This is a genomic window from Kangsaoukella pontilimi (genome assembly GCF_009830125.1).
Taxonomy (GTDB): Bacteria; Pseudomonadota; Alphaproteobacteria; order Rhodobacterales; family Rhodobacteraceae; genus Kangsaoukella; species Kangsaoukella pontilimi.
This window is the reverse complement of the sequence record NZ_WUPT01000001.1, coordinates 1,650,055-1,663,861: the sequence shown is the minus strand read 5'-3', so window position 1 is coordinate 1,663,861 and position 13,807 is coordinate 1,650,055. Positions and strand designations below refer to the sequence as shown.

General features: G+C 65.3%; 13 protein-coding genes and 1 tRNA gene. 5 read left to right on the top strand and 9 right to left on the bottom strand.

Annotation, left to right across the window (positions count from 1 at the left end; translation table 11 throughout):
* Positions 1 to 3 precede the first annotated feature (3 nt).
* Genes GQ651_RS08440 through GQ651_RS08430 form a run of 3 tightly spaced genes read right to left on the bottom strand, consistent with a single transcriptional unit; the run spans position 4 to position 2,269 of the window.
* Positions 4 to 996: a methyltetrahydrofolate cobalamin methyltransferase gene (locus tag GQ651_RS08440; RefSeq protein ID WP_160763725.1), complete on the bottom strand. Its 993-nt coding sequence runs from the start codon at positions 994 to 996 to the stop codon at positions 4 to 6.
* Between the two features lie 23 nt (positions 997 to 1,019).
* On the bottom strand, positions 1,020 to 1,946 hold the full coding sequence (locus GQ651_RS08435; protein WP_160763724.1) for a methylenetetrahydrofolate reductase: 927 nt from the start codon (positions 1,944 to 1,946) through the stop codon (positions 1,020 to 1,022).
* A 26-nt stretch (positions 1,947 to 1,972) separates the two neighbouring features.
* Complete coding sequence (locus GQ651_RS08430) at positions 1,973 to 2,269, bottom strand: virulence factor (RefSeq protein ID WP_160763723.1); 297 nt, start codon at positions 2,267 to 2,269, stop codon at positions 1,973 to 1,975.
* Positions 2,270 to 2,487: 218 nt separating this feature from the next.
* Here GQ651_RS08430 and GQ651_RS08425 point away from each other — a divergent pair, with 218 nt between their 5' ends.
* Positions 2,488 to 3,603: a Ppx/GppA phosphatase family protein gene (locus GQ651_RS08425; protein WP_160763722.1), complete on the top strand. Its 1,116-nt coding sequence runs from the start codon at positions 2,488 to 2,490 to the stop codon at positions 3,601 to 3,603.
* 9 nt (positions 3,604 to 3,612) lie between these two features.
* Here the strand turns inward: GQ651_RS08425 and GQ651_RS08420 are convergent, their stop codons facing one another.
* Positions 3,613 to 4,368, bottom strand: coding sequence for a rhomboid family intramembrane serine protease (locus GQ651_RS08420; protein ID WP_160763721.1), 756 nt, complete (start codon positions 4,366 to 4,368; stop codon positions 3,613 to 3,615).
* Positions 4,369 to 4,505: 137 nt separating this feature from the next.
* Entirely contained in the window at positions 4,506 to 7,853 is a 3,348-nt protein-coding gene (gene putA, locus GQ651_RS08415) for a bifunctional proline dehydrogenase/L-glutamate gamma-semialdehyde dehydrogenase PutA (protein ID WP_160763720.1), read from the bottom strand.
* Positions 7,854 to 7,939: 86 nt separating this feature from the next.
* Here putA and GQ651_RS08410 point away from each other — a divergent pair, with 86 nt between their 5' ends.
* The 3 genes from GQ651_RS08410 (at position 7,940) to GQ651_RS08400 (ending at position 9,105) form a co-directional block, all read left to right on the top strand.
* Positions 7,940 to 8,410, top strand: a complete 471-nt coding sequence (locus tag GQ651_RS08410) for an Lrp/AsnC family transcriptional regulator (protein ID WP_227258003.1) — start codon at positions 7,940 to 7,942, stop codon at positions 8,408 to 8,410.
* 30 nt (positions 8,411 to 8,440) lie between these two features.
* Positions 8,441 to 8,980, top strand: coding sequence for a tetratricopeptide repeat protein (locus tag GQ651_RS08405; protein ID WP_160763718.1), 540 nt, complete (start codon positions 8,441 to 8,443; stop codon positions 8,978 to 8,980).
* 39 nt (positions 8,981 to 9,019) lie between these two features.
* Positions 9,020 to 9,105 (top strand) — tRNA-Leu (locus tag GQ651_RS08400).
* A gap of 3 nt (positions 9,106 to 9,108) precedes the next feature.
* Here GQ651_RS08400 and GQ651_RS08395 read toward each other — a convergent pair.
* Positions 9,109 to 9,624, bottom strand: a complete 516-nt coding sequence (locus GQ651_RS08395) for a DUF2799 domain-containing protein (protein ID WP_160763717.1) — start codon at positions 9,622 to 9,624, stop codon at positions 9,109 to 9,111.
* An 87-nt stretch (positions 9,625 to 9,711) separates the two neighbouring features.
* Here GQ651_RS08395 and GQ651_RS08390 point away from each other — a divergent pair, with 87 nt between their 5' ends.
* A complete protein-coding gene (locus GQ651_RS08390) occupies positions 9,712 to 10,434 on the top strand; it encodes an RlmE family RNA methyltransferase (RefSeq protein WP_160763716.1) in 723 nt (240 codons plus the stop codon).
* 9 nt (positions 10,435 to 10,443) lie between these two features.
* On the opposite strand, the gene GQ651_RS08385 is transcribed toward GQ651_RS08390, so the two are convergent.
* The 3 genes from GQ651_RS08385 to GQ651_RS08375 are packed head-to-tail and all read right to left on the bottom strand — an operon-like array spanning position 10,444 to position 13,756.
* Positions 10,444 to 11,166, bottom strand: coding sequence for an alpha/beta fold hydrolase (locus tag GQ651_RS08385; RefSeq protein ID WP_160763715.1), 723 nt, complete (start codon positions 11,164 to 11,166; stop codon positions 10,444 to 10,446).
* Entirely contained in the window at positions 11,163 to 12,704 is a 1,542-nt protein-coding gene (locus tag GQ651_RS08380; protein WP_160763714.1) for an ABC transporter permease subunit, read from the bottom strand. Before GQ651_RS08380 ends, GQ651_RS08385 begins: the two co-directional genes overlap by 4 nt.
* Positions 12,701 to 13,756 (bottom strand): quaternary amine ABC transporter ATP-binding protein, encoded by a 1,056-nt coding sequence (locus tag GQ651_RS08375; RefSeq protein ID WP_160763713.1) that lies wholly within the window; start codon positions 13,754 to 13,756, stop codon positions 12,701 to 12,703. Before GQ651_RS08375 ends, GQ651_RS08380 begins: the two co-directional genes overlap by 4 nt.
* Positions 13,757 to 13,807: the final 51 nt, after the last annotated feature.

The window sequence follows — 13,807 nt, the reverse complement described above, 5'->3', positions numbered from 1 at the left end:
CGCTTAGCCGCGCCGCCGCCGACGGCCCTCGCGTCCGCCCCGTCCGCCGCCCGAAGCCATGGCGGCCTTCGAGGCGTCGATGAAGGTTTCGCCTTCGGCAACCGCATCCAGAACCCGGCTGAAGCGGATCCATTCGCCGCCGTTCGGGTCGTGGTTCATCAGGAAGTTCGCGGCGCGGATGGCCTCCATCTCGACGGCGCGGATCGGGTTCATGATCGCGCTCGTCATGCCCGCGCCGATGGCCATGGGCAGGAAGGCGGCGTTGATCCCGTGGCGGTGGGGCAGGCCGAAGGACACGTTCGACGCGCCGCAGGTCGTGTTGACGCCCAGCTCGTCGCGGAGACGCCGGACCAGTGTGAAGACCTGCTGACCGGCCGTGGCCATGGCGCCAACGGGCATCACTAGGGGGTCGACCACGATGTCGTGGGCGGGGATGCCGTAATCGGCCGCGCGCTCCACGATCTTCTTGGCAACGGCAAAGCGGACTTCCGGGTCTTCCGAGATACCGGTGTCGTCGTTCGAGATCGCAACGACCGGCACGTTGTATTTCTTGACCAGCGGCAGAACCAGTTCCAGCCGCTCTTCCTCGCCCGTGACCGAGTTCAGAAGGGGCCGGCCCTCGGCGGCTTCGAGACCGTTCTCAAGCGCGCCCGGCACCGACGAGTCGATGCACAGCGGGACGTCGACGATCGCCTGCACCCGCTCGACCAGTTCCTTCATCAGCGGCGGCTCGACGAAGTTGTTGTCGGCATATCGCGGGTCCTCGGCCATTTTGTTGGTGAAGACCGCGCCCGAGTTCACGTCCAGCACCATCGCGCCGCAGGCGACCTGATCCAGGGCGTCCTGTTCGACGGTCGAGAAATCGCCCGCCTCAAGCTCGGCGGCCAGCTTCTTGCGGCCGGTGGGGTTGATGCGTTCCCCGATGACGCAGAAGGGCTCGTCGAAGCCGATCACGACGGTTTTCGTTTTCGACTCGATGACGGTGCGGGTGCTCATTGTGTTCGTTCCGTTGTGAGAGTTCAGGCAGAGACGGCCGCCGGACGCGCCGACGCGCCGCCCCGCGACATGGCCCATTCGGCGCAGGTCTTGATGCCGCCCAATGGGAAGAAATGCACGTGACTGATCGCGAAGTCCGGATGCGCCGCCTTGTGCGCGGCCAGCGCCGCGACAACGTCGTCGGGCTCGTAAGGCAGGACCAGTTTCGAGACGTCCATGGCGCGCTTTTGCAGGACGCGCAGCGAGGGGCCGACGCCGCAGGCAATGGCGAATTTGATCATGGTCTGCAGTTTGGCCGGGCCCGCGATGCCGATATGGATAGGCAGTCCGATGCCTTCGGCCTGAACGCGGTTGGCCCAGTCGATGATCGGGCCGGCCTCGAAGGCGAACTGGGTGACGATGGCCATCTCGGCATCCGTCCGCTCGTTGAAGGCCGCCTTCCACTTGAGTGCCGCCGACACGTTTGCCTCGCCGCCATCGGGGTCGATGTCGCGGTTGCCCTCGGGGTGGCCGGCGACGTGCAGCCGCGTAAATCCCGCCTTGTCGAAAAGACCGGTTTCCATCAGCTGCATGGAGCTGTCGAAGGCGCCCTTTGGTTCGTTCACGCCACCGGCGAGCAGCAGCGCCTGCTTCACGTCCGCCTCGCCCTGATAGCGCGCGATCCAGTCGCCCAGCATCGCCTCGTTCGCGATTATACGGGCCGGGAAGTGCGGCATCACCTGAAAGCCGTCTGCCGACAGGCGCTTGGCGGTGGCGACCATGTCCTCAATCGGCGTGCCGTCGATATGGGCGATGTAGACGCGCGTGCCTTCGGGCAGGATCGCGCGGAAATCCTCGACCTTTTCGGCGGTGCGGGGCATCACCTCGATCGAGTAATCGTTCAGAAACGCCTCAACATCGCCATTGGCGGCGCGTGTATCGGTCTTTCGCTTGAAGTTCAGAAGCGCCATGAGGGCATTCCTTATGTCACGGGGCGTCAGGCCCATCCGTCATTCGCAATCAGAGCCTTGATCTTGGCTTCATCGTATTCGGCATCGATCCGGGCGGCCTCGGCGGCTGCGACCTCTTTGTCGTCGCCGGCGACCTGATAGGGCGCGGCCTTCCGCCACTCCGAGAGATAGGCATCGCTGTCCCGCGCGCCAACTTTCATGGCGGCGCGGTCGATGGCCTGTTCAAAGCGCTCGGGCAGGGGCGCCTTGGCACCGCGACGGCCCTTGCCGACGATGACCTGCGCCGGGATATCCCGCCAATAGACAATGGTAACGTCCGCCATCGCGCCTTCCTCTGTTTCGCCCTCTCCTACGCGCAGAAGGCCCGGATTCGCCGCCCGATTTCGACATGTTGCACGACACTCGCGACAGCAGTGGTTTTAGGCGAGCGGGCCGGGCAGTGCGAGGGGCCGGCCCATGAAATCTTTTCACCAAGATCGTGAGCCTTGCGCGATACCGTGGCGGGGCATAGGTTGGAGGTAACTTGACATCGGAGGGCGATATGCCGCCCAAGCGTCCACCGGGCGCTGACAGGTTCCCGCGCGAGGTTGAACCGTCCCCGCCCGCAAAGGCAGATCCGGCCGAGCTTTATGCCGCGCTGGACCTCGGCACCAACTCGTGCCGCATGCTGATTGCCCAACCGAAGGGCAACCAGTTTCATGTCGTGGACAGCTTTTCGAAATCGGTGCAACTGGGGCTTGGGCTTGAGGGCTCGGGGCGGCTGAGCCGGGCGTCCATGAACCGGACGATCCAGGCGCTGAAGATTTGCCGTGCCAAGCTCGACAAGCACGAGGTGCGCCATCGCCGTCTTGTGGCGACCGAAGCGTGCCGCCGAGCCGCCAATGGATCGGCCTTCATGGCCAATGTCCGGCGCGAGACGGGGCTGAACCTCGAGATCATCCAGCCCGAGGAAGAGGCCCGTCTGGCCGTCATCTCCTGCGCGCCGCTGGTCTCGACCAAGACCGAGCAGCTTCTGGTCGTCGATATCGGCGGCGGCTCGACGGAACTGGTCTGGATCGACCTCAGCCGGGTGCCGCGTGTCGAGCGCCCGCAGGCGATTATGCGACTTCACGCCGGGTTCACGCCGGACGCGGCCTCGCCCTTTCAGGCGGCGCGCGTGGTGGACTGGATCTCCGTGCCGCTCGGTGTGGCGACGCTCCGCGATCAGTTCAACGACGTGGAAGACGACGCGGCGCGTTTCGCGCTGATGAGCTGGTATTTCGAGGAGAACCTCGCCGATTTCAGCCCCTACGAGTCCGAGCAGACCCGCGAAGGGTTCCAGATCATCGGAACCTCGGGGACGGTGACAACGGTCGCCGCAAGCCACCTTGGCCTCCGCCGCTATGACCGGAACAAGGTCGACGGCCTGCGGATGACGTCGGATCAGATCGACCGGGTGATCCGGGGGTATCTGGAGCTTGGCCCCGCCGGGCGTCGTGCCGACCCGCGGATCGGGCGAGACCGCCATGCGCTGATCATGTCGGGCGCCGCAATTCTGCAGGCGCTTCTCAGGGTCTGGCCGACCGACCGTCTGTCCGTTGCCGACAGGGGGCTGCGTGAGGGGCTGCTCTACGCCCAGATGAGCGCCGATGGCGTCTTGGAGGCCGGGCCTTTCTGAGGCAGGTTCTCAGCGCGTCCAGGGGCCGCGCCGCCGGGTGCGGGTCACGTGGGGAATGTCGGTGCGCACAAGGCGCGCGTTCGTTTCGGGATGGGGCGGATGGCCAAGGTTGCGCGACCAGAAGGCCGGCCCGCCGAGCCTCAGCCAGAAAGGTAGCGTCAGCACGACACCGGCCGCAAACCCGCCTGCGTGGGCCCAATATGCGACGCCGCCGCCCTCGAGCGGAGTCATCGAGCCCTGAAAAATCTGAATGCCGAACCACGCGCCCAGAACGAGCCATGCGGGGATCGGGATGATGCGGAAGATGATGACGAGGATGATCAGCACATCGACCTGCGCGCGAGGATAAAGAAGCAGATATCCCCCCATCACACCCGCGACGGCGCCCGACGCGCCGACCATCGGGACCGTACTGGACGGGTCGGCTGCGTATTGCGCGAAGGCGGCGGCGAGCCCGCTGACAAGGTAGAAGCCCAGAAATCCGCCATGGCCGAGCGCGTCTTCCATGTTGTCGCCGAAGACCCAGAGGAACAGCATGTTCCCGGCGATATGCATCAGCCCGCCATGGAGGAACATCGAGGTCACGAATGTCTCGGGTGCGCCGATGGCGGGCACCAGACCCCACGCGTAGAAGAACCGCGCCAGCGCGGCATCGTTCGAGAACAGGTGCCAGTAGCTGGCGAAGACGGCGATGTTTATCGCGATCAGCGCCCAGGTCACATAGGGCACCCGACCGGATGGGTTATGGTCACGGATCGGGAACATGCCTTCAAAGTGGAGGAGACGCGAAGGAAATCAAGCGGTTCCTTCGCCGGTCTCGTCTCCTTCGGAGCCGACCGACCGGGGGGCTCTGCCCCCTGGAGCCCCCCGGAGTATTTCTGAACAGAAGATGCGCTGAAGCGTCAGGCGGCGGTGTCCCTTGCGACCTCGGCCAGAAGATCTGCATTGCCGCCCGACGCGGTCGTGTCGACGCAGAGGTGGCGTTCGTGCAGGACCTCGAAGGCGCGCGGTGCCTCGGTAATGAGGGGAACGAGCGGGCCGTCGCGACGGGCAAGCGCCTGAGCGAGGTCGCGTGCACTTTCCGCGCGGCCCCACCAGAGCGCGCCACCGATATCCGGTGCGTCTCTCAGAGCTTCGGGTGCAATCTCTGTCGCGATCCTGGGTGTGCCGCCGATCGCGCGGACCGCGTCCGCCTGTTCGCGCGCCCGGTCTTCTCCCGGTCCGAGGCACAGAAGCGGCGCGCGCGGGTGGAGCGTCAGCCGGTTGGTCTCGCCCGTAGGTCCCGGCATGTCGCGCACCGCCTCGACCGGCGCGCTGCCGCCTGACTGGAAGCGGCGCGGATACCAAGGGCCGCCCGCCTTGGGGCCGGTGCCGGACAGTCCTTCGCCGCCGAAGGGCTGGCTGCCCACCACCGCGCCGATCTGGTTGCGGTTGACGTAGATGTTGCCTGCATGGACGGCTTCGACGATCTCCTGCACGCGGGAGTCGATCCTCGTGTGAAGCCCGAAGGTCAGGCCGTAACCCGTTTCGTTGATTGCAGAAATGACGTCATTCAGGTGATCTGCCTTGAAGGTCGCAATATGCAGAACCGGACCGAAAACCTCGCGCCCGAGCGCGGCGATGCCCTGAACCGGAATGACCGTCGGGCCGTGGAACAGACCTGTTTCGGGTGCCGGTACAGCCTGGGCGGCCGGGTGTTTCGTCACATAGTCCGAAATATTGCCCTGTGCCTCGGCGTCGATCAGAGGGCCGATATCCGTGGAGATGTCCCAGGGGTCGCCAAGCGATAATTCCGCAATGGCGCCATCGAGCATCCGGCGGAAGGCAGGGGCGATATCTTCCTGCACGTACAGGCAGCGGAGCGCGCTGCAGCGCTGGCCGGCCGACTGGAAGGCCGAGGCCACAACGTCGCGCACCGCCTGTTCGAGAAGCGCGGTCGAATCCACGATCATCGCGTTCAGCCCGCCGGTTTCCGCGACCAGCGGCGCACCGGGTGTCAGGTGATCCGCCATGGCGCGCTGGATCAGGCGGGCGGTCTCCGTCGAGCCGGTGAAGGCCACGCCGTTCACGCGGGCGTCCGAGGTGATGGCGCGCCCGACAGTGGCGCCGTCTCCTGGCAGGAACGCAAGCGCGGTATCGGGCACGCCAGCCTCCAGCAGGAGGCATGAGGCGAGATGGGCGATCAGGGGCGTCTGCTCGGCGGGTTTCGCAAGAACGGCGTTGCCCGCCGCCAAAGCGCCCGCGATCTGGCCGGTGAAGATGGCAAGCGGGAAGTTCCAGGGCGAGATGCAGGCCACCGTGCCGAGCGGATTGCCGTCAAGATCGCCTGCCAAGCTGGCGTAATAGCGAAGAAAATCGACCGCCTCCCGAAGCTCGCCAACGGCGTCGAGCGGTGTCTTTCCCGCCTCGCGCGCGGCGAGGGCGAAGAACTGGCCTGCGTTCTTTTCGTAGAGATCGGCGGCGCGGTTCAGAACCTCTGCGCGCATGTCTACGGGAGCGTCCCATGGGCCGGCGGCGGCGAGCGCGGTTTCGACCTCTGCCTCGGTCGCGGTCCGGACATGTCCGACAATGTCGTCCGGCCGGGCGGGGTTCGTGACAGGTTCGGCCGGCCCGGCGGGCGTGGGCGCGCCGGGCAAAAGCGGGCCTGCGTGCCACTGGTGGGTTTTCCATGGCGCACGGGCTTCGTCGAAGCGGGCAAGCGTTCTGCGGTCCGTCAGGTCCCAGCCCTCGGAGTTCCGGCGCGCGGGCTGGAACAGTTCGGTGCCAGCACGGACAGGATGTGCCCTGGGCGCGGAGAAGGGGTCGGCCGCGACGACCTCTGGCGGGACATCCTCGTCCACCACCTGGTTCACGAAGCTCGAATTGGCCCCGTTTTCCAAGAGGCGGCGCACGAGATAGGCCAGAAGATCGCGATGCGCGCCTACCGGGGCGTAGATGCGGCAGCGGGTGCCGTGACGCTCCATCAGGATATCGTGGAGTCGTTCGCCCATCCCGTGAAGGCGTTGAAATTCAAAGGCGTCGCGGTCGTCGCTCATCTCGATGACGGCGGCGGTGGTGTGCGCGTTGTGGGTCGCGAATTGCGGATAGATGCGGTCGGTCATGCCAAGGAGCTTCCGAGCGCAGGCGAGATAGGAGATGTCGGTCGCCGCTTTCGAGGTGAAGACCGGGAAACGCGCCATGCCCGCGACCTGGGCGAGCTTGATCTCGGTGTCCCAATAGGCCCCCTTCACGAGACGGACCATGATCCGGCGGTCGGCCTGCTCTGCGAGGCGGTAGAGATGGTCCAGAACCGGCGCGGCGCGAAGACCATAGGCCTGCACGACCACACCGAACCCGTCCCAGCCGGCAAGCGCGGGGTCGGGCAGAACGCGTTCGATGATGTCGAGGGAAAGTTCAAGCCTGTCAGCCTCTTCCGCGTCGACATTCAGGGCAATCCCGGCCTTTGCAGCGGCTTGGCAGAGCTCTCTCAGGCGCTCGGTCAGCGCATCGGTGGCACGGTGACGCTGGCTTTCCTCGTAGCGCGGGAAAAGCGCCGACAGCTTCACCGAAATGCCGGGGCGTGCGCGCATGTCGTCGCCCGTCGCATGGGCGCCGATCCGGTCGATGGCATCGGCATAGGCTCGAAAATAGCGTTCAGCATCCTCGGCGGTGCGGGCGGCCTCGCCGAGCATATCGTAGGAGTAGGTATAACCGCGCGCCTCCTGCCGCTTCGCGCGGTCGATGGCGTCCTTCATGGTCTGGCCCAGCACGAATTGCTGACCCATCTCGCGCATGGCCTGTCGGGCGGCGGTACGGATAACAGGCTCGCCCAGACGCTTTACGGCAGAGCGGAGGACACCGGTAATGCCGGGTTCCTGCCGCTCGTCCAGAACGCGACCCGTCAGCATCAGCGCCCACGTGGAGGCATTGACCAGCGATGACGACGAATGGCCCAGATGCTTGCCCCAGTCGGAGGGAGCGATCTTGTCCTCGATCAGGGTATCGATGGTCTCGGCATCCGGCACCCTGAGAAGCGCCTCGGCCAGACACATGAGCGCCACGCCCTCTTCGGTCGACAGGCCGTATTCGGCGAGGAAGACCTCCATCAGGCCGGGTTTGCCGGTCTGGCGGATACCTCGGACAAGATCGGCGCCTGCGGCGGCGATCCGGGCGCGGGCGACCTCGTCGAGCGCCGCGACGCGCGTCAGGTCGTCGATGAGGGCGGCCTCATCGGGGTATTTGTCGAAGGGGGTGCGAGCGATCTTTTCCATGATTGCAGAATATCACGGAGATGATGGTCAATCCGACCAACTATGTTATGTTTCGTAGGTCATTTGATAGAAAATATGGGATTATCTTGTCCGAAACGACTGAAGCACTGGATCGAACAGACCGGAAGATTCTCGAAGTGCTCTCGGGCGATGGCCGTATCAGCCTGACCGAGCTTGCACGACGCGTGGGCCTGTCCAAGACGCCGGTGCAGGCGCGGATGAAACGGCTGGAAAAGATCGGCGTCATCCGGGGTTATGCGCCACGGATCGACCCGGTGCGCCTTGGCCTGCCGCATATCGCCTTTGTCGAGGTCAAGCTGGCAGATACCCGGGAGGTCGCGTTGAAGGCGTTCAACGACGCCGTGGCCCGGATTCCCGAGATCGAGGAATGCCACATGATCGCAGGCGCCTTCGACTACCTGCTCAAGGTCAGGACGCGCGACATGGCGGGCTATCGCGAAATTCTGGGCGAGCGGATATCGAACCTGCCGCATGTGGCGCAGACATCGACCCATGTGGCGATGCAGGCGGTCAAGGACGTGGTTCTCGGGACTTGACCTGTGGGCCGGAGCGGGCAGAGTGAACTCATGCTACGCCTGTCCGTCATTGCCATCTGTCTTGCCGGTGTCGCCTCGGCCGAGTGCCCGCCCGCGCCCGACATCATTGACGCCGAGACCGAGCTTCTGGGCCAGGTGCAGGCGGCGGGAAACGAGCTGCAGGCGCGGCCGTATTCGCTGGGGCTTTGGGAGCTTTGGACGACCGCTCCGGATGAGGCGGCGCAAGCGCTTCTGGACAGGGGCATGAACGCGCGCGCCTCGTGGAACTTCGTCGAGGCGACCGACGCGTTCGACCGGCTTGTCGCCTACTGCCCGGACTATGCCGAGGGCTATAACCAGCGCGCCTTCGTCAACTTCCTCAGCGAGGACTACGAAGCGGCGCTTGTCGATCTGGACCGCGCCATTGCGCTCTCGCCCCGCCACGTGGGCGCGATCTCGGGCAAGGGACTGACGCTGATCGGTCTGGACCGGATCAAGGAAGGGCAGGACGTCCTGCGCGAGGCGGTCAAGCTGAACCCGTGGCTGAGCGAGCGTCATCTCATCCCGGAAGAGCAGGGCGAAGAGCTCTGATCTTGCCCCCGGGCTTGCGCTTGCCTACCAAGGCGTCACGCGGGCGTGGCGGAATGGTAGACGCATGAGACTTAAAATCTTTGGGGCGCAAGCCCGTGCCGGTTCAAGTCCGGCCGCCCGTACCACCCTCAATACCGTCTGAGCGGCCGTTCGGCCCGAAGCGTCACGAGTTCCAGTCGAAGCGCCAGCCGCTCGGCCGTCAGCGTCGCGCGTTCCGGAGCGTCCGGGGCGAGGTCCGAGAGCTGACGGTTGATCTCGCGGATGCGGGCTTCGGTCTGCGAGATTTCCTGTCCGATCCTGTACCAGGCGAGACCATCCCGGTTTGCGCGAGTCAGAAGGATAAGGTCCTCGGGCGGACAGACATTCGACAGAACCTTCCCGCGAGAGCCTTCGCGCCAGGCCCGTTCGGGGATGCAGTAAGCCTTGAGGCCTTCCTGCCGGCCCTCTTCCCACGGGCCGCGCAGGGGGGCGATGCCGTACTCGTTGCAGGCGCGCGCATGGGCCAGAATGTGGTCCGGGCCGCGCCCGTCGATCCCGTCCGATACGCCGATGCTGTACCAGTCCGCCGACCGGCACTCTCCCTCATCCAGCGTGGCGCAGCCGGCGAGAAGAGCGAGGGCGAAAAGGGCAAGAACAATACGCATCACTGGGCTTTCGGTTGATTTCTGACACCGGTATCGGCATGTAACAGCGTCTGTCATGCAATAACGTTCCTTCGGGCATCGGATCAAATGGCCAAAAAATCCAGCGGTCGCGGCCAGCGCGACCTGAAAGTCAAGGTCAGGACGGCGCGAGGCCGGAAGCTGTCGTCGACGCGCTGGCTGGAGCGGCAGTTGAACGACCCTTATGTGCGCCGCGCCAAGGCCGAGGGCTATCGCGGGCGGGCGGCATTCAAGATCCTCGAACTGGACGACAAGTACCGGTTCCTCGTGCCGGGGGCGCGGGTCGTGGACCTTGGGTGTGCGCCAGGCGGCTGGTGCCAGGTGGCGGTGCAGCGGGTCAATGCGCTTGGTGAGAAATCCGGCAAGGCCGTGGGTACGGTGCTGGGCGTCGATCTGCAGGAAGTCGAGCCGATCGCGGGGGCCGAGATCCATCAGCTCGACTTCATGGAGGACGGCGCCGACGACAAGGTCAAGGCGTGGCTGGGCGGCTCGGCGGATGTGGTGATGTCGGACATGGCGGCAGCGTCCTCGGGGCACAAGCAGACCGACCATCTGCGCATCGTGGCCCTTTGCGAGGCGGCGGCGGAGCTTGCCTTCGACGTTCTGGAGCCGGGTGGCACCTTTGTCGCAAAGGTGCTGGCGGGCGGGGCCGAGGGCACGCTTCAAACGCTTCTTAAACAGCGGTTCGACAAGGTGGCCAACGTCAAGCCGCCCGCCTCCCGCGCGGACAGTTCCGAGAAGTTCGTGGTGGCGCAGGGCTATCGCGGACGGGGCGACGACGAAGCGGACTGACCCCGGCGGTCAATCCCCTGACAGAAACCCGTCCACCAGCGCGTTGAAAAGCGCGGGACGCTCCATGTGGACCGCATGGGCGGCGTCCGGCACGACGGCCAGCCGCGTGTCCGGGATCTCGCGCCAGAGGCGCTCGACCTGCGGCCATTGATAGGTCCGGTCCCGGTCGCCCCAGAGAACGAGTGTTTTCGAGGCGATGGTCCGCAGCGCGGCCTCACCGCTCCAGTCGCGCATAGCGGCGAGTCCGGCAAGGATTGCGGGCAAGGTGCTTTTCCGGGCGATCTCGGCGCAGGCGGCGTAGTGCTCCGCCGCCTCGGTCTTCAGGAACCACGTGGCGGATATGCGGCTGGCCGTGGCTTCGGGCCCATCCGCTCGCGCGCGGTCCATCGAGGTTTCGATCGGCTCGAACCGCCCCGGCAGGTTTCCGACCGGGCCGGTGCCGTAGAGGATCAGCTTTTGCACCCGGTCGGGCGCATCGGCCGTCATTTGCTGTACGATCATGCCTCCCATGGAATGGCCCAAGAGGTCGAACCGGTCGACGCCCCGGCGGCTCAACTCGTCAAGCACCCAGGAGGCAAAGCCGCGGATGCTGTCGATGGGGTCCAGATGCGCGTTCCGGCCAAAGCCGGGCAGGTCGACCGTAACGATGTCTCGCGCCGCGCCAAGGGGCGCCTGAAGCGCCCACTGATCGCTGCCGCCCATGAACCCATGGACAATGACGAGGGGTGTCACCGCCGCCCGCCCTGCACGATCCGGTCAAGGATCATGGCGCAGAACAGGATCGAGAAGCCCGCAAGGATACCCTGTCCGACATTGGCGTATTGCAGCGCTTCCAGCACGTCCTCGCCCAGCCCCTTTGCCCCGATCAGCGAGGCAACGACGACCATGGCGAGCGACAGCATGATGGTCTGGTTGATGCCCGCCCGGATCGAAGGCGCGGCGAGCGGCAGGTCCACCTTGGTCAGAAGGTACCACTTGTTCGCGCCGAAACTGATCGCGGCTTCGCGCACGCTTTCCGGCACACCGCGCAGGCCAAGCACCGTCAGGCGCACGACCGGCGTGCCGCCGAAGATCATCGTGGTGACGACCGCTGCCGGTTTGCCGGTGCCGAAAAAGGCGATCACGGGGATCATGAAGACGAAGGCCGGCATGGTCTGCATGAAGTCCATGATGGGCTGAATCGCGGCATAGAACCGGGGCCGGCGCGCGGCGAACATGCCCAAGGGGATGCCGATCAGGATCGACAGACAGGCTGCGGTGCCGAGTAGCGCCAGCGTGGTCATCGCCTTTTCCCAGAAGCCTAGGAGGCCCATGTAGGACAGGAATGCGCCCGAATAGATGGCCATGCGCACGCCCGCCGTCAGCCAGGTGAGGAGGATGATCAGGCTCGCGATCACGATCCACGGAGTGCTGACGAAGACGATTTCCAGAGCATCCAGGACCAGCCGGATGAAATAGGTGATCGCGTCGAAGAGCGCCTCGCCGTTCAGCACCGCCCAGTTGAAGAAGGCTTCGACCCCGTCAATGCTGACCAGTCGGATATCGGGGTCGGTGGGGAAATCCGCCAGAAGCGGGAAGCGGCCCGGGAAGCTGTAGTGCAGCATTGCGGCGGCCACCATCAGAGCCATGAAAACCGCGCTGAAGACGATCTGCGGGACAGGCATACCCGAGCGGACGCTCCGGTCGCTCAACCAGTCGGAAAAGCGTGCTTCCAGAGCGGTGTTGGCGACGACCGCCTGCACCAGCTTGGCGGCGATCAGGAGGAGAAGGCCCGTCAGCGCGATGGTCGGTCCTTCGGCGGCCAGCGCCTCGGCCTCGTCGCGGATGCCGCCGATATTGGCTTCCAGCCCCTCGACCGCGCGCCGGAAGGCGTCGACCCGATCGGACCCGCTTTCGACTGCGGCGGCCAGTTGCTGACGGCGTAGCTCCAGAGTGCCCTCAATGGACGCGATACGCGCCATGGCGTCGGCGGCGAGGTCTCCGAAGAGGCCGCGCGCGATCTGTACCAGCGCCAGCGCCTCGACGATCAGAAAAGGAAGCGCCCATGTCCAGAGCCCGCGCGCCCCGAACCAGACAGGACCGAAAAGACCTGCGAAGATGTTGAATGTGGGGGTGAAACTGGCGGAGGCGCCGATCTTGTCGAAGTTTCGGATGTAATAGTCGGGGCTGGTCCGGACGAAGGCGCGGATGTTCTCGCGGCGCTCCTCGGCATAGGCCTGCGCGGCCTCGCTTTCGGTATCTTCCAGCGGATTGGTGGCGTCGTCCCTCATGATACCTCGGTCCCCTCAATGACCGTGCGCAAGAGATCGGCACGGGTGATGACGCCGACATCCCTGCCACCATCCTCGACCAGAATGGCGCTGTCGTCGTCGATGGCGATGTTGATCAGGTTGCTCAGCGTCTCGGCCTCATTCACGCGCGGCGCGTCGGCGCCGAGCGGGCCGTTGGCGGCGAAATAGGCCTCGACGGGCTGCATTACGGCGTGGGCGTGAACCACCTTCAGGCGCGAGATGCCGGCCACGAAATCGGCGACGTAGTCGTCGGCGGGATGCATGACGATGTCTTCCGCCGTCCCGATCTGTACCATCTTGCCGTCTCGCATGATGGCGATGCGGTCTCCGATGCGCACGGCCTCGTCCAGATCGTGGGTGATGAAGATCGTTGTCTTTTTCAGGATCGTGGACAGTCGGATGAATTCATCCTGCAACTGCCGCCGGATCAGCGGGTCGAGCGCCGAGAACGGTTCGTCCATCAAGAGAACGTCCGGGTTCGCGGCGAGCGCGCGGGCGAGGCCGACGCGCTGCTGCATACCCCCCGACAGCTCATGGGCGAACTTCGCGCCCCATGCACCCAGTTCGACAATGTCCAGAATGGCGGCGGCCTGCCGCATCCTCTCGTTCTTGGCGACCTTCCGGATTTCCAGCGGCATCGCCACGTTGTCCAGAACCGAGCGGTGAGGCATCAGCGCGAAATTCTGAAAGACCATGCCGATCTTGCGGTTCCGGAACTTCTGAAGCTCGGAGGGACCAAGCGCCATGACGTCGGTGCCCTCGATTTCGATCTTGCCGGCGGTGGGTTCAAGAAGCCGGTTGAAGTGCCTGACAAGGGTGGATTTTCCGCTGCCCGACAGGCCCATGATACAGAAGATTTCGCCGCGATTGACCGACAGGCTGACATCCGCGACGCCGACGACGGCATTGAATTCGGCCAGAACCTCGGCCTTGGTCAGACCCCTCTGGCGGATGGCTTCGAGGGCGGCTTCCGCCTTGCCTCCGAAGATCTTCCAGACATTCGAGATCTCGATAACGGTGTCCTGGGTCATTCTGTCCCGCCCGGCTCAAGGGTGGTGGAGGCGGCGCAGGGAGGTGCGCGC